This window comes from Kyrpidia tusciae DSM 2912 (genome assembly GCF_000092905.1).
Classification (GTDB): Bacteria; Bacillota; Bacilli; order Kyrpidiales; family Kyrpidiaceae; genus Kyrpidia; species Kyrpidia tusciae.
This window is the reverse complement of record NC_014098.1, coordinates 2,034,079-2,057,349: the sequence shown is the minus strand read 5'-3', so window position 1 is coordinate 2,057,349 and position 23,271 is coordinate 2,034,079. Positions and strand designations below refer to the sequence as shown.

Below are 23,271 nucleotides of genomic sequence, written 5' to 3'. Positions count from 1 at the left end.
ACCGGCCGAAGATGTGGACCCCGCTGGAAATCCGCCTCACTTGCTCACGGCCGCGGCCGGGGCGCGGTCAACAGATGATAGAGAGCCACGGCCGCCTCCGCCCGGGTGGCCGGATCGTCGGGCCGGAAACGGCCGTCCGAACCCCGCATGATGCCCAGACCCGAAACCACCCCAGCCTCGACCACATCCCGAGCGGACCGCCCGGCCATATCCGAATAGGACACCTGAAAGATCCCTTCCCCTTTCGTCAAATTTCCATATCCCAGTTCCCGAACGATGATGTCGGCCATCTCCATCCGGGTCAACGGCGCATCCGGATGGAATTCCGCCTGCCTGTCAATCAATCCCCACCGCACCGCTTCCTCGATATAGGGATAATCCGGATGGTCCGGGGGGACGTCCGCAAAACTGGGTTTGTCGGGGAAGAGGCCCCCGGAGGGCTCGACCATCCTCATGAGAGCCGCCACAAAATCCCCCCGGGTCACCGGCTGGTCCGGCAGGACTCGGCCGGCCACAGGCTGGAGCGCCCCCATCTGCAGGACGGTCGCCAGTTCTTTTTCCGCCCAATGCCCGCGGATCTCATCCAAGTTCACCTCCTGAGGAGCCCCCTGAACCCGGACCCAGGTGCCCGACAGGGCGTCCCAGGCGATGCGCGGCGCGGGACTGACCGGCAGATAGACCAGCCGCACCGGCCCGGGTCGAGGCTCGTCGGGATTTTCCTGCATCCGGACGTAGGCCAGGGTCATGCGGATCCCGTGGAGATAGGCCCGTTTCGCCTGATCGGCCGGTTTCACCTGCCCTTCCGGATACACCGGGCTGCCCGGCATCTCCGGATCATCGGCAAAATACGCGTAATAATTGAGAATCCGCCCCGTTTGCCCGTCCACCGTAACGGTGACCCGGGACAGGTCGTCGACAAACCCTTTGTGCAAATGCAGGAACTTGACGGCATACATCCGGCGGACCGGCGGCGTATCGCCCGCTCCGGCCGGCGATGTCTTGCCCTGGACGGTCTTCGGATTCTCCGGCTGGTCGGGCGCGATCCCCAAAGCGCCGAGCCGGTTCGGCAACACCTTTTTGATAAAATCGACGGCCGCCTGCCGGGCCTGCTCCGGACTGAGCCCGGCCCCTTTCCCGGCATCTTCCGCCGAGGGTGTCGCGACGCCCCGGTCGAAGGCGAGCACTTCCCCAGTCAGGGCGTCCACGCCGGCATGGGCCGCCGAATGGTCCGGCAAGACGAAATCAAAGTTCCACCCGGCGTGCTGTCCCGCCCCGGCGTCGTGGAAACTCTTGTTGATCACCGCCGCGTCCGCGCCGAGATCCAGGGCGGACCGGGCGACCTGTTCGGCCTCCTCCAGGTCGAGCGGCTTGTCGCGCAACGCTGGCACCTGCGGACCTCCCGGTTCCAAAGGATCCGCCTCCGCAGGACGGGGCAGGGACGCCGGACGGCTGAACCCGTCGATCCACCGGCCCGTGGCCGCGTCGAGGACATACTGGCCGGTGACGAGATAGAGATTCCCCGGTGTGAGATTCGGCACCGGCACGTTCGCCGTGTACACCAGCCGCGTCGGGGGGTATCCGCTCCTTAAACCGGGATCCGGCATGTAATGGGCGGTCACCGCCAAATCCCCGGCCAATTTGGCCTCGGCTTCCGGGGCCCCGATTGCCGGCGCCGGCGCGGGAAACGACACGTCCGACCAAATGTATTGGTAAGAAGCGATGCGACCGTCCGCCCCCACCGTCACGTGAAACCCGTCCGCGGGATACGGGACGCCGTTCTCGACCCGGACGAAAGTAAAGGCATAGTGGACCAACGTCGGCGCGTAGAAATCCTGGCTGGGCCACTCCACCGTCTTCTTGGCCTTCTCCGGTTGGAGCTTTTCTACGAGGGCCCGGGCCGTTCGTCGGGCCTGCTCCCGGTCGACCGCGGGCGGAAACGGGACCCCGTCGTTTTGCCACCGGTGAAAAGACAGAACATCCCCCGTCTCCGCATCGACCGAAGCGTTGACTTCTTCCACTCCCCGGCCGTTCAGGGGGATCTGCCACTTGAGGTTCCACGCCCGGCGCCCGGAGACCTCATCCACACCCAAGGAAGAGGTGAACGTGACGCCGTGCCCTTCCTGAACCCCGAACGCATCCATCACCGCTTTTTTCGCCGCGTCCACCGCGACCGCCGCATTTTTGGGGACGGACGGCATCCCTCCGCCGGACGCCCTCGCATCCGTCGCACCAGCCGCACCGGCCGCACCGGCCGGCACAACGGGCACACCGGCGATCATAACCAAGCAAAGGGGAAGGATCCACCGCCTATTCGCCGGACCGTAACCCATATCCACCCTCCTCGGAACATTCGTCTCCACATCGTGTACAGGTCCATCATACCGGCAGAGCCGCGCCGGCCAAAATGTCCGTTGTCGCCTCCTGACGACCTTCTCCCGCCGTGGCGACCGTTCTCGCATCTTCACCGATCCGACTCGAAAGCGGCGGTCTCCATCCCGTGTCCTTGTTCCAGTCTCCGTTTTCACGGAACACAGGCGGTCGAGCCGGACGCGGGTTTATTCCCCCTCCCCCGGTCCGACCGCCCTTTGGCCTTCTCCAACTGCTCCCGCCGCGCTTCAATGTTTTCGCCTCTCAATGGCGTGAAGTTGCTGCCCGGCCGATGATCCTCCTTCTGGACTCAAGCTTCCATTCTTTTCCCCTCCCAACCTCAAGTGCGCGTGTCCTTGCGAGGTGTTGTGCCGTTTCTGCGAGGGCGTCACAAGAAAACCGGAGGGCTGGCGGTGTCGGGGTGGGTTTTTTTAATCGCATTCACCTTCCCGCACCCCGTCCTGCAGGGTTTTTCGAAAGCTCCAAGACTTGCGACTCGCCGGTTTTTTGTTGCCCGAGCGGGCGCGTTATCGACCGTCTTGACGTTTTCCAGGTTCAGTCGGTACCGAGTCTGTCGGTAGGACTGCCCGTAGATGTATCGACACATGAAACATTGCCGTTCCAGCTGTCTTTCACGCCCGGGGCCCCTGTTCCAAATCCGACAACAGGCGATCCAGATTTTCCACAACCTGATGAGACGCTTGTTCGAGCTCCATCAAGCGCTTTTCCGCTTCCGTTCGCTCCCCTGCGAGAAGCAGCCGGTAGATTTGCTTCGCCAGATGGTGAAGCCGCCGGTGCGGTTCCTCAATCGCCTGAAAAGAATCCCTGGAAGCGAGGGAGGCTCGCCCCCGACCCTGCTCGTACCACTGCCCCAAGCGGCATTGCCGGTGATCGACCAACTCCTTCTCATCGACGACGTCAAAACCGAGTATCATGTTGTGCAGCCGCCACTTCCACAACAGATGCTCGGTTTTGGCCACGCGCACCACCTGCTTATCCTGCAGGTGGCTGAGATTTTCAATGAGCGCCAGGCGGAGGCGATTGGCCTGGACGCTGGTTTGGTGGATCTGGGCCCCCATCGCGTTCACCCGTTCCTTTGTCCGCTGGGTGTCGCTTAACACGTGACCGATGCGGGTGGTGATTTCTTCGGTGGCCGCCGACTGCTGCTCTGTGGTCGCGGCGATCCCGGCGGTCAGTTCCCCCATCCGTGTCACTTGTTCGACCATTCCCCCGAGCGTTTGGATGGCCTCTTGAGACTGCTCGACTCGAACATGGAGCTCCTCCACCACCCGGACGGTCAGATCCCGCATCGACCGGGCTTCTTGCTGCACCTGCTCCATGGTGGCGGCAATCTGATGAACGGATTGTTTGGTTTGGTCCGCCAGGGAACGGACCTCGGAGGCGACGACGGCGAACCCCCGACCGTGCTCGCCGGCCCGCGCCGCTTCAATGGCGGCGTTGAGCGCCAGCAGGTTTGTCTGGTCGGCGATGTTGCGGATGAAATCGGTCACGTGCGAAATGTCCTCGATGGCTGAGGACAGGGAATCGGCTTTTGTCTGCATGCTTTCAAAGGAGTCTCCGAGGGACAATATCCCCTGCAGGGAGTCTTCGATCACCTGTCGGCCCGTCTCCACATCCTGGACGGCGCGATCGGAATGTTCGGCGACCCGGACGGCCTGATGGGCCACTTCTTTGACCGAAGCGGTGAGCTGTTGGGCAGCGGCGCTGATCCCTTCGGCGTGGTCGGCTGCCGTTGACGCCGCTTCGAGGATTTCCTTGGTGCCGTCCATGCCCAGGATGGATTCCATAATTCCCGAGATGTTGTCGATCAGTTTGAAATCGTTCTCTTCCTGATACGCCTCGATGATGAGCTGCATATCCAAGGTAATGACTTTCAGGAACGACAACAGAATGTTCCCCAACTTCTCGGGGTGCTTTGCATATTTCCGAACAAGGCAAGGGATAAGATATTCGTACACCCTTACATAAGAGCCCAGGTACCATTCGGGCGTCAGGTGAATGCGACTATGTATCTGTCCAATTTTCACGCGGCTGTGAATAAATTCCGCGTCCACATCCTCAATGGCGCACAGCGTCTGAAAATAATGGATGAATGTTTGTGTCAACCGTTGGCGATTGCTGTGCCGATCCACGATGCCTTGCAAACCGGGGAACCGCTCAATCATGTCGTAGTGGCGCACGGAAACGTTTTCGATGATCTGGTCCATGTCGTCTTTGATTTGCCGCATCGTTTCCAGATCCCGCTTGAACAACTGCAGAAATGTCAACTTGTCCTTCATGCGCGGTGTGGATTCGATGTCCGTCTCTACAATCGGCTCCAGAACCATTTCTTTGTTTCCTTTTTTCAAACCCAAGAGTTCCGGCATCGGTGGGATCCCTCCAATTGAGGTGTTTGGGACCACAAAAAACGGCCAATATCTCCCCGAGACATTGGCCGGTTGCGCTACTGGCTCCCAACTGTCCAAGCGCCCAATTCCAGACAGTTTTTCATTGCCTCCAAACCAGACAGGATGTATAACATTCGCCCACAGATCCAGTTTCACGTTTACTCTACCGTGAAAATGTTGGTCGATCAACGGATATCGCCCTTCACATCGATCAATATTTAAAGGCGATCTTGTGAAGAAATTTTTACGGAATGATCCAATGCCGGATCGTGCGATTGAATGAGAAGAGTCCCGGAAAACTCGGCACGGGTCATCGCGGGTTTCGATTGGAATGTCCTTTGCGGGTTTGGTCATACTACCGATTGAAGGTGGTGAGGGAGCAACATATATGGCGACAAAAAACGCGTTTGCTGATGTGTTTGCTGCGAAAGGAGGAGCTGCCTTGGCACAAACGGGGGGAGGAGCAGTCGTGGAAACGATCCACCGACCCTTGGAAGAAAAGCTTTTGGATGAGCAAACCACCGAGCAATTGGTTCATCTGCTCGACAAATTGGCGAGCGTATCGTCTTTCATCGATATGATCGATATGATCGAAAATTTTCTGCGCCGCGGACCGGAAATTGCCGACTCGATCAACGACCTGATTATATTCCTGCGGCAAGACCTGAAGAAATCCGAGTATGTGGAGATGTTGCATAACGCCTCCCACGCCTTGCACCGCATACATGAGATGATTGATTCTCCACAAGTTCAGGAGTTGTTTCAATGCGACGTGCTTGATCTTCGCGTGATACGAATCATCGGAAAAGCGGCGCGTTCGCTCGTTCAAGCGTCGAAAGCAACGGCTCAAACTGAGACGAACAAAATTGGGGTAATCGGTCTTATGCGCTTGGTCGCCGATCCGGAAATTCAGCCGACCATCCACTTTCTCGTTAACTTCGCACGGCAGTTTTCCAAGGAGATTCAGCATGCATGAACTGTCGATTGCGTATCACATGGTCGAACTGGCTGCTGAAGCAGCAGAAGAATCAGGGATGAAACGGGTGGACGTCCTCCACATGAAACTGGGCGTTTTATCCGGCGTTGTGAAAGAAGCGTTGCAGTTTGCGTTCGATGTGGCCATTCAGGGGACACCCCTTGAGGGCGTACGACTGGTGATTGAGGATGTTCCGGTCAAAGTCTTTTGTCCGGAATGCCAGGAGGCGAGCACTTTAAGCCAGCCGCTTCCCATGCGCTGCCCTTTGTGCGGGGCGAAAACCGGCAATGTGCTGGAGGGGCGTGAAATGGAGCTCTATGCGCTGGAAAAGGAGTGACGACGAAATGGCTGACACGATAGCAAGTCCGCGCATCGTTGAGATTCGGCAAAATGTCCTGAAGAAAAATGATCACCTTGCCCGGATGCTGCGCGATCGGTTCCAAGCGTCCGGTGTCTACGTTGTCAATTTGGTCTCCAGCCCGGGAGCGGGAAAAACAACCCTGTTGAAAGAGACGCTGGCAAGGCTCGACCAAAGAGGGCATCGCGTCGCGACTCTCGTGGGCGACCTGGCGACGGACAATGATGCTGAACGCCTACGTGAGGCTGCGGTGAGCGTCCGACAAATCACGACGGGGACGGTTTGCCATCTGGAGGCAGAGATGATCGCGAACGCTTTGGAAGACTGGCGTTTGACAGACTTCGACTATCTCTTCATTGAAAACGTCGGCAATCTCGTCTGTCCCGCCAGCTACGATTTGGGCGAAAACGAACGGGTGGTTCTCTTCTCCGTCACAGAGGGGGAAGACAAACCGTCCAAATACCCGACGATCGTCAACAGTGCAGATGTGGCCCTCATTACAAAGATCGACCTGGCGGAGGCAGTCGAGTTTCAGCGGGGGCGTTTCCACGAAGCGTTGAACGCAGTCCGGCCGGGGATTGCCGTGTTCGAAGTGTCGGCGCGTACCGGTGACGGGATGGACGCGTGGATCACTCACCTGGAGGCCACTCGGAAAGCGGTCAATTCCGCTTAAACCACGGCCATCAGAGCGCTGATCAACGGGAAAGGGTGGGGAGAATGGCGAATCTTTTGTGGCTGGACGGAGGGGCTTGCAATGGTAATTCGCATTCGCTGTTCAATGCCGAAGAGCCAACCGTGGTCGATCTGGTCACCGATTTCGGGATCAACATCCTTCATCACCATGCATTGACGAAGGACTTTGGCGACTATGTGCACAAGATATTCCAACAGATTCTGGATGGCACGATCGATCTCGACATTCTCGTCGTCGAGGGGACCGTGATTCTGGGGCCGAACGGAACGGGACGCTACAACACCATGATGGACCGGCCAACAAAAGACTGGATTTGGGATCTTGCCCACAAAGCCCGGTATGTTGTCGCTGTAGGCGACTGCGCGTGTTGGGGCGGGATTGTGGCGATCCATCCGAATCCGACCGAATCGATCGGCCTTCAGTATTTACGAAAAGAGGAAGGTGGCTTTCTCGGCGCGGATTTCCGTTCGAAAGCGGGGTTGCCTGTCATTAACATACCCGGCTGTCCCGCTCACTCGGATTGGATCACGCAAGTGCTCGTTGCGATCGCCACCGGGCGCGCCGAAGATGTTCATCTGGATGATGTACACCGCCCGAAAACGTTCTTTACGACATTTACCCAGACAGGGTGCACGCGCGCGCAATACTTTGAGTGGAAGGAGCCGGCAGAGGAATTTGGGCAAGGAACGCGCAAAGGCTGTCTGTTCTATGAGCAAGGTTGCCGCGGTCCGATGACACACTCCCCGTGCAATCGCATCTTGTGGAACCGCCAGTCGTCAAAAACCCGTTCCGGGATGCCGTGTATCGGTTGTACGGAGCCTGAGTGGCCCTTCTTCGATTTAGTGCCGGGAACTGTATTTAAGACACAAAAGGTATTCGGTTCCATTCCCAAAGAAGTTCCGGAAGGCCTGGATGCTGTAAGTTATTCCGTTCAGGCCGGAGTCGCTCGTGCCACTGCTCCGAAATGGGCAAAAAAAGATATGTTTGTGCCCTAAAGCGAACATTTGAAAGGACGGTGAGGGATGGTGAGCGATAACCAAGTATCTGCCGACAAGAAGAGGACCATGAGAGTTCACTCTCTCGGAAGTGTTGAGGGAGACCTCAACGTCAAGGTGGAGATTGAGGGCAATACGGTGGTCAACGCCTGGACCGAATCGACGATGTTCCGTGGATTTGAAATTATTCTAAAGGGCAAAGATCCTCAGGCGGGCCTCATCGTGACTCCGCGCATTTGTGGAATTTGCGGAGGCAGTCATTTGTATAAGGCCGCTTATGCCCTGGATACAGCTTGGCATACGGAAGTGCCCCCCAACGCAACACTAATCAGAAATATCGCCCAGGCGGCGGAAACGCTGCAGAGCATCCCACGCTGGTTTTATGCGCTGTTTGCCCCCCGCTTGACGAACAATAACTACAAATCCGCTTCGCTGTATGATGAAGTGGTTCGCCGTTGGGATCCTTTTGCCGGCGAGCACTTTGAAATCGGCGTGGCTGTTTCCGGCAAACCGGTGGAGATCTATGCCATCTTCGGTGGACAATGGCCGCATTCCAGCTTTATGGTACCGGGCGGGGTGATGTGCGCCCCGACGCTTTCCGATATTACGCGCTCGACGTCCATTCTCGAGTACTATAAGGAAAACTGGTTAGAAAAAGTTCTCCTCGGCTGCTCCGTTGAGCGGTGGCTGGAGAATCAAACATGGGACGACGTTCTCAAGTGGCTGGACGAGAAGCCGGAACACTACAATTCCGACCTGGGGCTGTTCATTCGCTACTCGATGGAAATTGGCCTGAATCAATACGGTGCCGGTCCGGGACGGTATATCACGGCAGGGAGTTTCTTTCATCCGGAGAAATACACGCATCCGGTCATCAACAAACGCAACGAAGGGTTAATTTTTCGCGCAGGCATCTATGACGGCCAAAACTTTCACGATTTTGATCAAGAGCGGGTGCGAGAAGACCATACATATTCTTTCTATCGCGGCAGCGAATCCCTTCATCCGTTTGATGGGAAAACCGACCCCATCGATCCGGAAGAGGGCCAAAAAGAGGGGAAGTACACGTGGGCAAAAGCCCCTCGTTATCAACTCCATGACGAGGAAATTTCGCTGGAAGCCGGTCCGTTGGCCCGTCAGGTGATGGCCGGCCGTCCGGGTGCCGAAGATTGGCAGGATAGCTCCCCCCTCTTTTTAAATATTATCCAGTCCATCGGACCGAGTGTGATGGTTCGCGTGCTGGCGCGTTTGCATGAAGCGGCGAAGTACTATTTGAATGTGAAGAAGTGGCTGGGGCAAATTGATCTGAACGAGAAATTTTATGTCAAGCCTCGAGAACTTCCGGAGGGAAGAGGATTTGGTGCCACAGAGGCGGCTCGCGGAGCTCTGGCCGACTGGATTGAGATCAAGGACGGCAAAATTGAAAACTACCAGGTCATCACACCGACGGCATGGAATATCGGCCCGAGGGATCGCCACGGCAATCGTGGACCGATCGAGACGGCGATGATCGGCGCGACGCTAAAAAATCCGAACGATCCGGTCGAATTGGCGCACGTGGCGCAGAGCTACGATTCGTGCCTCGTCTGCACGGTCCACGCCTATGACGCGAAGACGAAGAAAGAGCTCGCGATGTACGAAGTGACCAAGTTCTAATCTCGAAGGGGATAGGCTGTGTTGATGTGTCGACATTGATGATCGGCTGCGGGAACTTGCTCCGTCGCGACGACGGGGTCGGCCCGACGCTCATTCGAAAACTCTGGGCGCTCGGGCCGCCGCCCGGCGTTCGGAGGCGGATGTTTACGAGTGGGCCGGTAATGCCGGTCAGGTGAGATGGAGAAACAGAACGATTGCAGGAAATATTATCCGCGGTGTCGAAACTAGAACAAAATAGGATTAGGCGTGGGGGGATTTTCATGGGGGCCACTGCTGACCTCATTTTCCGAGAAGTCTCTGTGCACTCTCCGAAGTCGCTGAATATGGTAATATATGTAAAACGGGGGGGGGGGGGGGGGGTTAATTGCCCATTAATTACAATATATGGAATTAAAGATATTCGAAACCATTTCAACCGCTCTCCGCCACATGCCGCTCAAATTCCCCGGTTTCGTCACTTACTCACGGAGATTTCCACTCAACACGCAAAAATTTAATACGTCTCATGACCCTGAGGTGCGATCGCTGCCCTTTCGAGTTTTCGCATCAAACTTGCGGTCATCCTTCTGGCGCGCGATCCTTCCCACAGCTTTTATCGGTGCCAGCCTCCAGCATTGTGTGCCTTGGGACCGGGTCTTTGTAACCAGCGCCTGCACGAGCGAATTTCAATCCGCTGGCAATACGATCGTGCTCGCTGTGGATCGTGGGAGACCGGGGGCAAAGCGTCCAAGGGGGTCAAACCAGCCGAGGCGATGGTTAACCGGGTATTCGCTTTGGCCACGGAAGTTGCTCTGCTCGGACGAAAGAACGGGTAGGGGTGGTGAAGGATGTGGTGAAGATGATTCAAGGGGAGCGGCGCGCCTGAACAGTTGGGAAAGTCCTGAATACTGGAGGTCAGCAACAGATGGAAAACTGGTATGCCCCGTATATGCTTCTCGATGATCCGGTGATGGTGGCCGACGCCCGGCACAGGTTGTTGGCCGTCAACCCGGCTTATGAGCGGGCGAGCGGCTTCAGGTGCGAAGAGTTGGTGGGGCAAGATGCGGTTTATGCGAAACCCAAGGGGTTGTTCCCCGGCACTTCCGCATCCGTCTGCGAACATTTGGAACGCGGACAGGGGTGGAAAGGGATCGTGAGCAGTGCACGGGCAGACGGGGGCGTGTGGAATTTCTCCCTAACGGTGACGCCGGTTCGTACTTTTGGTCAGGTGTACTACCTGGGGGTTTGTCGGGATGTGGAGGACGTGTCCTATCAAACGATTGCCGAATCCCACGAACAACTTTTTTGGCTGATCGCCCAGATGGCCGAAGCCGATGACCCGTCGGTGGCGCACCATTTGGATCGGGTGAGCCGGCTCTCCCGGTCTCTCGCGGGGTGGTTGGGATGGCCGGAGGGGCGGGCGAGGTGGTTGGGGATGGCCGCAGTGATGCACGATGTTGGAAAGTTGTACATTCCTCGGGAAATCTTGTTTAAGCCGGGCCCTTTGACCCCGGCGGAGCGGCAGCTGGTAGAAACCCACACCACCCGGGGCGCCGAACTGCTGACCCGATTCAGCGAGAATATGGCGAGAATCTACGGGTATAACGAGGCTTTATTCATGGCGCGGGAGATTGCTCAGTGTCATCATGAACACGTGGATGGCAGCGGGTATCCCCAGGGATTACAGGGCGATGAAATTCCCGAAAGCGCCCGAATCGTCGCCCTGGCTGACGTGACCGATGCTCTGTTTTCGCATCGTCCCTATAAAGTTCCTTGGGCTGCTTCCAAAGTCCAGGGGTATCTGCGAGCCAAAAGCGGCCACCAATTCGATCCCGGGATGGTTCGCGTTTTACTCGATCATTGGAAGGAAGTGGAACAACTGTACCGCCTCCAACCGGCCATCTCGACTGGAGTGATCGGTACCGGTTGAGTGTCTGTGATGTGGAGAGCTACTGGGAGAGTCATTCCCGTAGGATCGGGAGAGATATCCTGTTACTGCCAAAGTATAACGACCGGAAACTGACGGCGTAAGGTGGCCAAGTCTTGACGGGATCGGAAAGCGATGAAGCATCCGTACATGATGTCGGTTCCGGCGTACGTCAAATGGCGTTTCACATACTCCCCGACCTGGGCCCAAAAACCATTGCCCCAGGTCGTCCAGCTCCTGTCGCCGGCTGAGTCCCACTCGGTCAATACCTCCAGGTCTTGCCGGCATAAATCCAGGGTGTACTCCGGCACCAGCCCGGTGGCTGAGACGGTTTCAAATACCTCTTCGGGTTTCCGCCAGTATTTCAGTAATTTGCAGGCAAGCAGGTGTGGAAGAAGTCCTTGGAAGGCTAAACCGTCTGAGGTTGGACGCCGGGCTAGGTTGGCCCGGTGTCTATGATCTTTTGCGTCAGTGTGAGTCCCTCCGGTCCGGGCGGAGTTCATAGAGAATATAACGGAATTTGCGCTCGTTGATGCCAAGTATCTCGCAGACTTTGTTTTTATCCTTTTGATATTTTGTCCACAGGTGTTCAACGACCCGGAACAACACTTGGCGATTGAGTTGCTTGAGGGTTTGCTCGAGTTCCTCGAGAGTGCAATCTTGTTTTTGCAGCCAGTCCTGGAGGATCCTCTTTGTCAGTTGGTCAAGGTCTTGATCCCACGTGAAACCATCCGGATCTTGCGGGTGGCCCTCCACGGCATGCCGAATTCTGGCCGGGAGATGCTCCGGAGTGATCGGCCCTTTGCCCGCCAGAGCTATGGCGTGGCGAAGGGCCTGATACAGTTCTCGCACGTTACCCGGCCATGCGTAGGCGATCAAATACCGTTCGAAGTCTGGTGACACGTGGTCTTCCGGAACATCCTGTCGCTTCAAAAAATCCTTCATCATGAGTAAAATGTCGTCTTTGCGATGGCGAAGCGGGGGAATTTCCACACGCACGCCATCCAGCCGATACAGGAGATCTTCTCGAAACGTCCCCTCGACGGCCAATTGATCCACCGGGCGATTCGTGGCGGACAATATCCGGGCGTCACTGCGAATCGGCGACCGCCCGCCGACGCGCAGAAACTCTTTTTGCTCGAGAACCCGCAGGAGCACTGTCTGCAGTCTGACGGGCATATCTGCCACCTCATCGAGCAGCAGTGTCCCCCTGTCGGCCAATTCCAGCAGTCCCTGACGCGTTTCTGTCGCCCCGGTGAATGATCCCTTTTCGTGCCCAAAGAGTTCACTTTCTAACAACGTATCGGAGATCGCTGCGCAATTGATGGCCAAAAAGGGGTTGTTTTGCCGTGAACTGGCCTCATGCACAAACCGAGCGACTTGCTCTTTTCCCACCCCAGTTTCACCCAGGATGAGGATCGGGATGTCTGAATCGGCGATGCGCATGGCGATTCGCAGAATGGGCAGCAACGGAGAATTTGCCGCACAGATCATCCCAATCTTTCGGAGGATTGGACACAGTTCCGGCCAGGGGTCATCCTCGTCCCGGCTGGATCCGGATCCCCGTAAATAAACGTCGAGTTGGCGCTGCAGTTGATCGAGATCTGTAAAGGGTTTTTCGATAAAGTCCCGAGCTCCTGCTTTCATGGCCTGGACGGCGGTTTTCACCGAGGCATAGCCGGTGATGGCGACGACGGCACAATGGGGGTGCGTTTGGGCGAGCTGGTTGATCAACTGGACCCCATCCACGGCTCCAAATCGAATGTCCACTAAAGCGAGATGGAATTCTTGTTCCAGTTGGAGGTTAAACTCTTCGACGGTGTGTGCTGAAGACACCGCTACCCCGCGTTGGGAAAAAAAGCGTTGGAAAAAACGGGTGATCCCGGGATCATCATCAACGACGAGGACGTGGGTCATGTTCCGTCACCTCGCCTCCCTGGGGAGAATGAACGGCGGGAAGGATAACGGTAAACACAGTGCCATCCGGACCTGTATTCTCTAAGAGAACATCCCCACCGTATTTTCGAGCAATGCGCCGAGCGCTGCTCAGTCCCAGCCCGGTTCCCTTTCCGGGAGACTTGGAGGTGATAAAGGGTTTGAACAAATCCGGTAGGATGGATGGGTCAACTCCGGGCCCGGTATCGCTGCATTGCAACAAGAGGCTCTCGTCCCTTCGGCTGCCTGATAGGATCAACCGCCGCACGGGCTGATCTTGCATGGCATCGCAAGCATTCGAAAGGAGATGGGTCACCATCTGGACCAACTCTGAGGATACTCCCCAAGTGTACAACGGACCTTGGGAGAAAGACAAACGAACGTCGATCGCCCGGTCTTTGAAGACGCCATGAAGACTCTGAACGGCGTCATCGGCGATTCGTTCCAAAGAGGTCATCTCAGGTTGGAGGTGAATCTCCCCGCCCCGGGCCACCACCAGCAAACGTTGTACCGCGTCCCTACACCGCATTCCTGCAGACAGAATGTCTTGCCCCAATTCCCGAAGCATTCCTTCGTCCAACTGTTGCATCAACAACTGAGCATTGCCGAGAAGAATGGTGAGGGGGCCGTTGAGCTCATGAGCCACCTCGCCTGCGATTTCGCCCATGATGGCAAACCGGTTGATTTGTCGCAATTCGTGTTGATAGCGTTGAATTCGTCGATACAAGAGTGCATTCTCCAGGCACACTTGTACGTGGTCGGCGAAACGATCGAGGAACTGTTCGTCTTTCGTCCAGGCTGTGGATCGGGGGTGGAATGTAAGGATCAACGCCCCGAAGCGAGCATTTTCCCTTCCCAAAAGGCGAAACCAAAAGCGATCGTCCTCCACTTCAAGGAAATCTGCTTCCATGATCCCTTCGGTGCGAAAATCTTTCCCCGGCCCTCTGGCATGGTGAATGTCTTTGTCCAATGCTGTGCACCGGTGCCCCGGAACGGGTATCATGGTGGCGTTGCGACTTGATGTATCGTACATCGTCAGTGTCGTTTGCTCCTCGTTTTCTCGTAAAGTTAGAATAATTCGGCTTAAACCCGGCCAACCCTCCAAAAGGGAACCGAGAAATCCCACCCATTCTACGGGAGACCCCTGAACGTGAAACTCGGTGACCATGCGATTGAGCAATTCAAGCTGTACATTGCGTGTGGCCAAGGTGTACACAGTCTGCTGAAGTTCGCGGTAGTATGTTTTTTTGGACGAATATACCCCCGTCAGTCTTTCCAGCAGTTGATCCAATTTTTCGGGTGTTGTCAAGGCACTCACCGTCCATCCCCCTCCGCGGGTGCCAGGTCGGGTTAACATTCTACCAAGCGGATTCGAAGAGTGCCAACAGATCGGCCTCGGACATGTCCCTCGGATTGGTGGCCAAACACGGATCTTGCACGGCCCGGGATGCGTACTCGCCGATGAATTCCTTTGGAATCTCCAGATCGCGGAGTCGGCTGGGAATACCGATGTCTGTACACAGTTGCTGAATGGCGCCTATGCTTTTCTCAGCGGCCTGCATAGGATGGGTATGATCGATGCGTTCGCCGAATGCTTCCGCCACATCCTGGAATCGCTCTGGACAGGCGAGGAGGTTGAAATCGATCACATAGGGTAACAGGACTCCGTTGATCAGGCCGTGAGGCAGATCCAACATCCCGCCGATGGCGTGACTCATGGCGTGTACAGCTCCCAGCACGGCGTTGGAGAAGGCGATTCCGGCCTGCAGGCTCGCCATCATCATGGATTCCTTGGCCCCGCTGTTGCTGCGCGATGCCACGGACTGGCGAAGAGAGGTGGCGACCAGCCGTATCGCCCGGAGTGCGTAACCATCTGTCAAAGCAGTGGCAGCCCGGGACACATAGGCTTCGATGGCGTGGGTCAAGGCGTCGATACCCGTATATGCCGTCAGTTCGGCTGACTTCGTCATCAACGTGGTCGGGTCGCTGAGACAAATATCTGGGACAAATGATTTTGAAATCATGACCATCTTCGTCTTTCTGCTCGTATCCACAATGACCGCGAATTGGGAGACATCAGAGCCAGTGCCGGCTGTGGTGGGGATAGCCACGAGGGGAGGAAGCGGATGACCTACTCGGTCTGCCCCCTCAAAATCGTGCACCCGAGTACCGTGTACGACCACGGCGCCTATCGCTTTTGCTGCGTCGATGACCGAACCACCGCCGACGGCGACCAGGCAGTCGCAATGATCCTCTAGATACTGCTGCACCCCGCTTTCGATTTCGGCGTCCTTGGGGTTCGGGGTGAGCCCACTCCACAAGGACCATGGGACATCAACGACGTCCAAACATTGCGTGACCTTGTTCGCCCACCCTGCTTCGATGACCCCGGGATCTGTGACCACCATGGCCCGACTGCCCCCGAGGCGGACGACAGCTCGTCCCACCTCTTTTAAGGCCCCATAACCGAAAATAATTTCTGGGACGACAAATTTTGCGAGTCGCAAGACGGTCACCCCTTATAACCGATTATAAACAATTATATCACATATTTCAAATTAGTACAAACTAATCGAATGATTGCGTGTAAAACAAGAAGAGCCCGCCAGGGGCTCATGAAATATCGGCCGTATGCGTATCTCAGATCTGTAGCTTATTCGCCTGTCGTGGGATCTATCATATCACGAATGACCTGGATGCGATCAACCGGGAAACCGCCCTTTTGGGCGTGTTCACGAATTTGGTCCTCCGTTTTCGCTCGATATACACAGTATAGCTTATCATCCGCTACATAACTCTGTATCCATTGAATATCTGGCCCCAGATCCTTTAACACCTGATTCGATTTTTTGGCGATCTGGTGAAGGTCTTCCTGAGAAAGTTCGCCCGCGCCAGGAATCGTACGCTCAACGATAAACTTGGGCACTCCGGTCCCCCCCTTTGTATGATGGGCCGCGTCAGATTTCAAACACCAACCGCGCCTTGGCTTTGGCGCTTTCAACTTCGTGGAAACATTCGTTCACATCATCCAACTTCCGTCGTTCGTGCATCACTTTTGTCAAGCCCGACGCATGAATGTCAAACACTTCTTGCAGATCTACCCGGGTTCCCACAATCGATCCTTGAATCCGGATGGCGTTGAGGACCGTTTCGAAAATCGGAATCTGAACGTAGTTGTCGGCTGGAAGCGCCACGAACACCACGGTGCCACCTGGATGGAGGCTTTGATACGCTTGCTCGAAGGCCTTCGGTGATACCGCCACGCTGATGGCGGCGTCGGCTCCACCGAGCTTCTGAATTTCCGCAACGGGGTCCTGTTTTCGTCCGTTGATAACGAAATCCGCCCCCAGCTGCTTGGCCAAATCCAATTTTTCGTCCACTAAATCCACAGCGACTACCGATGCGCCGGCGACTTTCGCGTACTGCATGGCGAGGTGTCCAAGACCGCCGATACCGAATACGGCCACCAGGGAAGAGGGTCGAGCTCCAGACATCTTGACGGCCTTGTACGTGGTGACCCCGGCACATGTAAGTGGAGCCGCGTCGAACGGATCCACTCCTTTGGGGACAATTCCGACATAATCCGCATAAGCCTTGGCATACTCGGCATAGGCCCCATCCAGGATGTATCCGGTCTGCTTTTGGCTCTGGCAGAGCGTTTCCCAGCCACTTACGCAATACTTACAGTGGCCGCAAGCGTATCCCAGCCAGGGAATCGCCACTCGATCTCCTTCTTTGACCCGGGTGACGCCTTCGCCGACACTTTCCACGATCCCGACGCCCTCATGGCCGGGAATAAAGGGCAGCTTGGGTTTGATCGGCCAGTCGCCATGGGCGGCGTGGATATCCGTGTGGCAAAGTCCGGAGGCTTCAATCTTCACGACAATTTCGCCTTCACCAGGTGTGGGCTTCGGCACATCCTCAATGCGTAACGGTTCGCTGAAACTGTGAACGACAGCAGCTTTCATCCACCATCAACCTCCATTACAATGATTTAAGAGTGGTATGATTCCCTCTTTAAGCAAAATTGGTGCCAACTCAATCGTTGATCGATATTGCAAAAAAACAGTAGTATTTTCGGCCGTTTTGCCCCTCGCCACATAAGATCAGACCTCGGTTTATCCGTTTTTTTGGATTGTACAATCCGTTTTGTTGGAGTGTGGACGTTTACGGCGGGATGAAACATGAAAACCCGGGGTTCGGATGATTCATCCCAACCCCGGGTTCCGCATCGATCACGTGGATTCTCGATTAGCCCCGATAATATTTCATCGCTTCTTCTTGATCGGCAAAAAGCAGCACTTTGTCCCCCTCGACGACCATACGACCGTAATAGGCAGTCACTTCAATTTGGAATTGATAGGCGTCAAAGGGTGCTCCCATGGCTTCAGACAGTTCATTCATGTCGAAGATCAAATTTCGATCGGCATCAATGTTGACCAGAGCTGGTTCTTCGGACACTCGCACTCCTGGTTTGTCTCGCATGACCCCAGCGATGATTCGCGCCTGCTCGCTGTCGTTCATTGTGATTCCACATCCACGCAGGACGCCTGTTTCCAGTGGCTTATTCATACTTGCACCCCTTTCGGGAGGGTAATGCCCAACGAACTGAGGTTGTGCAACAATTTGCTGGCTGCCCGTTCGTAGCTGTCCGAGAAAGCCGTGACTTTGACTTTAGGGATGTCCCAAAGCGGAGCCAGTGCCTTCGCTGCAGCGACGCTCAAGGGAATATATTTCTCCACCCATTCTTCGACAGCGTTTCGGTTCGTTGTTCCGTAATCTGGATCTGACAGAAGAACCTTAAAGGCTTCAATGGTGGTACGCACATTCCGGTCATGATCCGCCTCGGCGGTGGAAACCAATACTGGCGTTACAAAATCGCCGTTTTGAGGCCCGAATAGCATGATAAAGCGACTACGGAACAATTGCCCAACCAAGGGCTCATAGATCAAATTGATGGCCAGCCATTGTTCTCCCCAATCGGTTGCTGCGTTAATGTTTTCGACGTTTTTTCTCACCCCCTGCCATTCTGGTGCGCTCAACCACGCCTCGCGGCCCCGATCCTCTCGAAATCCGGGAACCTGTTCTGCCAACTCCATCATGTAGATGATGACATCCTGGGCAAACCGGAGCTTTTCCGCTGATTGAACCGTGAAGATGTTGTTGAGCATAATGGTCAAGGCTTCGCGTTGCATCGTGGCGAAGCTGAACATGCCTAGCCCGTACTCCGCGTGTTTAAAGGCGGAGAGATGGGTTTCCAGCACATTTTTCCACGCCGGGTCCAACGTTTCAAAACTCTGACGTGCTTTGGCCGTGTCCAGCGTTCTGCGGAACTGTTCTTCGATGGCCTGTTGTCTTTGGTAGAAGGCGCGCTCATACTCTTCGTTGGCGTCTGTGATGCGGTTCCAGTCGGAACACCGTAACCGGGATTTCTCGGCTGTATAGTTCGGTGAGCCATCGGGCATCAACATGAGGAACCCTTGTTTTAGGTACCGAATCGCCTACCACAGTGATTCCCGTGCCTATTTTCCCGCCCTGGCCGGGATTCTCACCTTGATCTCCGGAGGATCGGGGATTGTCCGAGGGACCGGAAGGCGAGGTGCCAGTCCCCGGCTCACCCCCGCCCGACGTAGATGCCCCGTCTGCCCCCTTTGTGGATCCGTCGGTAGAGGTTGACGGTCCCTGGGTGGACGGCTGAGGGCAGGTGCCCCCTGAGCCCTGATCGGGTGTCCCCGGGCGAGTGTCCGCCTTCCCTCCAGGCTGTGGGGCAGGCGCTAGAGATGTAGGCTCCGGCGGAGCGCCGCCCATGTCCGGAGCGGGAGCCATGGCAGAAACGCCACCAGTTCCTCCACCTCGCCATGGACTCCACGCCAGGACATTTGCGCCCGCATGAGGGTGAAGCCACGATCCGGCGACGATCAGCACAAGCGCCGCTGACAGCGCCGCCGCGCCGGTCAAACGTGCGGGCCCCACAGCGCGAACTCGGCCGCCCTTTCGCAAGGTTGCCCACAGTCGGCCCAGAGAGCGAAGGGCGGGGACCGCACCGTCAACCTGGTACCCGGATTTTCCTCTGCGTAAAATGGGCTGCTCGATAAAACGCCAGGACAGGGCGGCCAACCCGATGCTCGCCGCCACTTGGAGTCCCGCCCGGATTCCATCCCACTGGCTGGCGGTGTTGAGAGGAGTCGTCAGGGCAATGATGGAATAATGCCAAAGGTAGATCCCGTAACTACGCACCCCGATCCACCTGAGGGGCCCCCAACCCAGGATGCGCCCAAAAGTTACGCCGGGGTGCGCGGCGGCGGCCACCACTGCCAGGGTGGACAAGGAGAGCAGAATCATTCCGCCCGGATAGAGAAAGGGCCCGTACTCATCGGAGGTAAACACCAAAATCAAGATGACGAGCAGACCACCAACGCCCGCAGCGGAGAGCAGCCACCGGTGCCCCCTGGAAAGGGCGGGTGTCAAATGTCGGCTCGGCCAAACCAGTGCCAGGGCCGCGCCGAACAGCAGGGCGAAGGCCCGGGTGTCTGTCCCGTAATAAACCCGGCTGGGATCGACTCCCGGCTGATACATCCACGCCATCGCCCCGGCCGACAGCATCGCCCCTGTGGAGATCCCGACCAGCAACCGGCGTCGGGACAGGTGGCGGAGTCCCGAGGCCAGCAACAAGGGCCACAGGAAGTAGAACTGTTCCTCTACGGCCAGGGACCACAGGTGTCCAAAGGGAGAGGGCGGCCCAAATTGTTGAAAGTACGAGACGTGATGAAAAATGTACCACCAGTTGCTCACATACAAGAAGGCTGCGACCAAGTCTCCCCAGAGGCTCCCCAGTCGTCCGGGATCGGAGAAAAGCAAAACGAGAATCACGGTGATCAGCAGGAGCCACAGTGCCGGGATGAGGCGGCGACAGCGGCGCATCCAGAAATCCCGAAGATCGATCCGCCCTGTTTTACGCCATTCTTCCGCTAACAGATCGGTAATGAGGTACCCCGACAACACGAAAAAAACGCCTACTCCCAACATCCCACCCGGGGCCCAGCCAGGGTTCAGGTGGTAGGCAAGGACCGCGAGTACCGCCAGTGCTCGCAATCCATCCAGCCCGGGCATGTAGCGTCCGCCGCTTCTCATCGGTTCAGGCATACTGTCCAATCCCCTTATCCCTCGAAGATATCTTTTATCCACATCATACAGACGAAATGGGATCGGCATGTGTTACTATTGATCATTGGCGCGAATCCTGTGACCAGTCTGTGATATGCTTAAATGGGGCGCCAATGAGAGGGCAAGATTTTGCGGAAAAGAGGGGGCTAACGGTGAAAATTGTCTGTTTCGGGGACAGCGTGACCCGGGGAATCACCTTTTTTAGGGGCCCCTCGACCCGGTTCGGTATTGCCGACATTTGGTTCAATTCTACGGCGATAAACTGGGGCATTGGATCGGCCTCTGCGGCGGGATTGAGCACTGGGATGGCATGTACAATCGTTTCCACCGGCGATTGATCAGCGACTTCAATATATCTTGGATTGATCTGCGCAATCGATTCAAGCGAAAGGGTGACTTGCAGGAGCTACTCAGTGACGACGGTGTTCATCCCTTGCCGACGGGTTATCGGGCGATGGCGGCGTGTATCCTGGAGGGCCTGATCGAGCTCGGCATGGTGAACCGGTCAGGGGTTGATTGGCGCCCCATGGGCGCGTCCCCCGGGCCGGCAAGGGGATCCGGTGCAGGCACCGTCAGACTTCGGACAACCTATCTTGAACGTTGAGCTTGTCGTCGGCCACCTCCCGATACCGGGCCGGAAGGTCGCCGCGGAAAGGCCAGTTGCGCCGTTTTAGAAGTTCCAGGGGCGTCCCCCAGGTAATCCGCCTTTTTGCCTCATCAGAGATCGGCAACTCTTGAAACCGTTTCCATGAAGCGCCTACCGATTCGATGGCCATGGCGTAGTCGCTGCCGTACAGAACCCGGTCTGCGTATCGCTCCATCAAGGGATACAGGGTTTCACCGAACCCGTCCTGGTCGGCGGAGGCCACGGCCCCGGTCCCGTCCAGGTACAGATTCGGGAACCTCTCCAGCCAATCAAAGGCCTTAGGGATCTCTGGATATAACATGTGGGCGGCGACAGTGATCAACTTCGGGTGCCGCTGGAGGATCTGTTCCAAATCCGGGGTGATGCCGGAGCGGCCATAAAAGGCATCGTAGCCGGTGTGGACGAAAAAGATGGCTCCCGTGTCCTCCAGGTACTGATAGACCGGCTCGAGCAAGGGGTGGGACAACTCCAGCCTCTGAGCGTACGGGTGCAGCTTGAGACCGACAAAATGGCGGTTCTCCAATGCCTCCCGAACGATTGGTAGGGGATCGCCATCGTGAACGTGGACAGACACAAAGGGCAATGCCTCCGGGGTTCGCAGGGCGAACTCCGTCTGCCAGTCCAGAATCTCTACCGCGGTCCCCGAAAAGATGGGAAAGAAGAAGTTAAAAAAATACGTAATTCCGGCATCCCGGATGTGCCGCAGCAGGTCCTCCTCGGTGGTCGTTTCCGGATCCAAACCCATGTTAAAACCGGCTTTGACCGCCCAGCGGATGCCGCTTTTCATCCGCTTTTCCGCCATGATGTGCATGTGAGCGTCCAATCGGTACGCACTCATGTCCTGCCTCCCTCCTTTCGCGGTCCCGGTTTCTGGTCTTCCTCATTGGCAAGCTCCGGCCCCACTCCGCAGACCCGGGTGCGGGGCGACAGATTTTTGATCGAATCCTTCCTCTCTCCAGGGAGCCGGCCAGGCCAGGCCCGGTGTCAGCGAACCTTCAGGACGATTTTACCCCGGGAGTGACCGGATTCGCTCAGTTCGTGGGCCTTTGCAACCTCCTCCAATGGGAACACAGCGCCGACGGCGGGCTTGATGTGTCCCTGTTCGATCCACTTCCCGATCTCCTCCAGCTTGTTGCCGTCCGGCTGCAGGAAAAAGTAAGCCCGGCGGATGCCTTTTTGTTCGGCCAGGGCCAAGTCCGGCGGCATGACGATAGAAACCAACATGCCCCCTTTTTTTAAGACGTTCATGCTGAGAAGTTGCACCTCGCCGCCGAGGGTGTCGAGCACCACATCGAGATCCCGAAGGGTCGCGGTAAAATCGTCCCTGGTGTAGTCAATGACTAGGTCTGCGCCCAATTGTTTTGCAAAATCGACGTTGCGCGTGCTGACCGTCGTGATGACCTGGGCACCGAGCAGCCTTGCAATCTGAATCGCAAAGCTGCCGACTCCGCCCGCCCCGGCGTGGATGAGCACGGTGTCGCCAGGTTTCACCCCGGCGTGATCGATCAGTGCTTCCCGGGCGGTCATGGCCGCCAAGGGTACAGATGCGGCTTCTTCGAAAGACAGATTGGCCGGCTTTTTGGCCACCAGCGATTGGTCCACCGCCACGTATTCTGCGTACGTGCCATCCCGCTCAATGTCCGGCCGGGTGAAGACCTCGTCCCCCACCCGGAAACGGGTGACCTTCGATCCCGTCTCCACCACGGTTCCGGCGGCGTCCCACCCGAGGATCAGGGGGAGGCGGTGGTTCAGCCGACTTTTTAAATACCCCCGGCGGATTTTCCAGTCCACTGGGTTTACCGAAGCGGCGTGGACCTCGATGAGCACATCCGTTTCCCTGAGTTCCGGTTTGGGGACATCGGCGATTTTGAGCTGTTCCGGGCCCCCGTAGTTTTCGATCAGCACCGCTTTCATTCGGAGCGCCTCCTTTATCCGGACGTTGTTCTTCGTCTATCAAAATCCGCCCAGAGGACTTCCGCCTCTTTAGGCGGGTGGTGAATGGGCGGCCGGACGCAAGTCCGGCATTTTTGTTGCGGTTTACCAAAAGTTGCCGTAACATAGAATCCAGGTAGGGCTGGAAGCACCCGAACTTACGCCTGCGGAGATTGCGTAAGACCCATGTGGCCGCGGTCGATGAACCAGGAAGCTCCCGCCTCTAAGCGATAG

At 56.7% G+C, this 23,271-nt stretch carries 19 protein-coding genes and 1 riboswitch; of the genes, 7 read left to right on the top strand and 12 right to left on the bottom strand.

Annotated elements, in window-relative coordinates; genetic code table 11:
- Positions 1-44 precede the first annotated feature (44 nt).
- Both BTUS_RS10330 and BTUS_RS10325 read right to left on the bottom strand, forming a co-directional pair.
- The gene (locus BTUS_RS10330; RefSeq protein WP_013076026.1) at positions 45-2,330 is read right to left on the bottom strand and encodes an S-layer homology domain-containing protein; all 2,286 of its coding nucleotides are present in this window, start codon (positions 2,328-2,330) and stop codon (positions 45-47) included.
- Between the two features lie 669 nt (positions 2,331-2,999).
- Positions 3,000-4,754, bottom strand: coding sequence for a methyl-accepting chemotaxis protein (locus tag BTUS_RS10325; protein WP_013076025.1), 1,755 nt, complete (start codon positions 4,752-4,754; stop codon positions 3,000-3,002).
- A 57-nt stretch (positions 4,755-4,811) separates the two neighbouring features.
- A riboswitch (cyclic di-GMP riboswitch) is annotated at positions 4,812-4,894 on the bottom strand.
- A gap of 269 nt (positions 4,895-5,163) precedes the next feature.
- Between BTUS_RS10325 and BTUS_RS10320 the strand changes: the two genes are divergently transcribed.
- From BTUS_RS10320 to BTUS_RS16920, 6 genes are all read left to right on the top strand, one after another.
- Complete coding sequence (locus tag BTUS_RS10320) at positions 5,164-5,751, top strand: DUF1641 domain-containing protein (RefSeq protein ID WP_013076024.1); 588 nt, start codon at positions 5,164-5,166, stop codon at positions 5,749-5,751.
- Entirely contained in the window at positions 5,744-6,088 is a 345-nt protein-coding gene (gene hypA / locus BTUS_RS10315) for a hydrogenase maturation nickel metallochaperone HypA (RefSeq protein ID WP_013076023.1), read from the top strand. Before BTUS_RS10320 ends, hypA begins: the two co-directional genes overlap by 8 nt.
- A 7-nt stretch (positions 6,089-6,095) precedes the next feature.
- A complete protein-coding gene (gene hypB / locus BTUS_RS10310) occupies positions 6,096-6,782 on the top strand; it encodes a hydrogenase nickel incorporation protein HypB (RefSeq protein WP_013076022.1) in 687 nt (228 codons plus the stop codon).
- Between the two features lie 44 nt (positions 6,783-6,826).
- Positions 6,827-7,798 carry an NADH-quinone oxidoreductase subunit B family protein gene (locus tag BTUS_RS10305; RefSeq protein WP_013076021.1) on the top strand — a complete coding sequence of 324 codons (972 nt, stop codon included), beginning with the start codon at positions 6,827-6,829 and terminating at the stop codon, positions 7,796-7,798.
- A gap of 27 nt (positions 7,799-7,825) precedes the next feature.
- Positions 7,826-9,454: a nickel-dependent hydrogenase large subunit gene (locus tag BTUS_RS10300; protein WP_013076020.1), complete on the top strand. Its 1,629-nt coding sequence runs from the start codon at positions 7,826-7,828 to the stop codon at positions 9,452-9,454.
- 904 nt (positions 9,455-10,358) lie between these two features.
- Entirely contained in the window at positions 10,359-11,363 is a 1,005-nt protein-coding gene (locus BTUS_RS16920; protein ID WP_013076019.1) for an HD domain-containing phosphohydrolase, read from the top strand.
- A gap of 465 nt (positions 11,364-11,828) precedes the next feature.
- Here the strand turns inward: BTUS_RS16920 and BTUS_RS10285 are convergent, their stop codons facing one another.
- The 8 genes from BTUS_RS10285 to BTUS_RS17550 form a co-directional block, all read right to left on the bottom strand.
- Positions 11,829-13,277 carry a sigma-54-dependent transcriptional regulator gene (locus tag BTUS_RS10285; protein ID WP_013076018.1) on the bottom strand — a complete coding sequence of 483 codons (1,449 nt, stop codon included), beginning with the start codon at positions 13,275-13,277 and terminating at the stop codon, positions 11,829-11,831.
- The gene (locus BTUS_RS10280; RefSeq protein ID WP_013076017.1) at positions 13,255-14,613 is read right to left on the bottom strand and encodes a sensor histidine kinase; all 1,359 of its coding nucleotides are present in this window, start codon (positions 14,611-14,613) and stop codon (positions 13,255-13,257) included. Before BTUS_RS10280 ends, BTUS_RS10285 begins: the two co-directional genes overlap by 23 nt.
- Positions 14,614-14,653: 40 nt before the next feature.
- Positions 14,654-15,802 (bottom strand): iron-containing alcohol dehydrogenase, encoded by a 1,149-nt coding sequence (locus tag BTUS_RS10275; RefSeq protein ID WP_013076016.1) that lies wholly within the window; start codon positions 15,800-15,802, stop codon positions 14,654-14,656.
- Positions 15,803-15,948: 146 nt separating this feature from the next.
- Entirely contained in the window at positions 15,949-16,221 is a 273-nt protein-coding gene (locus tag BTUS_RS10270; RefSeq protein WP_013076015.1) for a DUF4242 domain-containing protein, read from the bottom strand.
- 31 nt (positions 16,222-16,252) lie between these two features.
- Positions 16,253-17,263: an alcohol dehydrogenase AdhP gene (gene adhP / locus BTUS_RS10265; RefSeq protein WP_013076014.1), complete on the bottom strand. Its 1,011-nt coding sequence runs from the start codon at positions 17,261-17,263 to the stop codon at positions 16,253-16,255.
- 283 nt (positions 17,264-17,546) lie between these two features.
- Complete coding sequence (locus BTUS_RS10260) at positions 17,547-17,867, bottom strand: MmoB/DmpM family protein (protein WP_013076013.1); 321 nt, start codon at positions 17,865-17,867, stop codon at positions 17,547-17,549.
- Positions 17,864-18,766, bottom strand: coding sequence for a ferritin family protein (locus BTUS_RS10255; RefSeq protein WP_013076012.1), 903 nt, complete (start codon positions 18,764-18,766; stop codon positions 17,864-17,866). Before BTUS_RS10255 ends, BTUS_RS10260 begins: the two co-directional genes overlap by 4 nt.
- Complete coding sequence (locus BTUS_RS17550) at positions 18,669-20,438, bottom strand: acyltransferase family protein (RefSeq protein WP_013076011.1); 1,770 nt, start codon at positions 20,436-20,438, stop codon at positions 18,669-18,671. The genes BTUS_RS10255 and BTUS_RS17550 overlap by 98 nt, the downstream gene beginning before the upstream one ends.
- 259 nt (positions 20,439-20,697) lie before the next feature.
- Here BTUS_RS17550 and BTUS_RS18235 point away from each other — a divergent pair, with 259 nt between their 5' ends.
- A complete protein-coding gene (locus tag BTUS_RS18235; protein WP_169307962.1) occupies positions 20,698-21,063 on the top strand; it encodes an SGNH/GDSL hydrolase family protein in 366 nt (121 codons plus the stop codon).
- On the opposite strand, the gene BTUS_RS10240 is transcribed toward BTUS_RS18235, so the two are convergent.
- Both BTUS_RS10240 and BTUS_RS10235 read right to left on the bottom strand, forming a co-directional pair.
- The gene (locus BTUS_RS10240) at positions 21,032-21,943 is read right to left on the bottom strand and encodes an amidohydrolase family protein (RefSeq protein ID WP_013076009.1); all 912 of its coding nucleotides are present in this window, start codon (positions 21,941-21,943) and stop codon (positions 21,032-21,034) included. The genes BTUS_RS18235 and BTUS_RS10240 overlap by 32 nt on opposite strands.
- 146 nt (positions 21,944-22,089) lie before the next feature.
- Entirely contained in the window at positions 22,090-23,019 is a 930-nt protein-coding gene (locus tag BTUS_RS10235; protein ID WP_013076008.1) for an NADP-dependent oxidoreductase, read from the bottom strand.
- Positions 23,020-23,271: the final 252 nt, after the last annotated feature.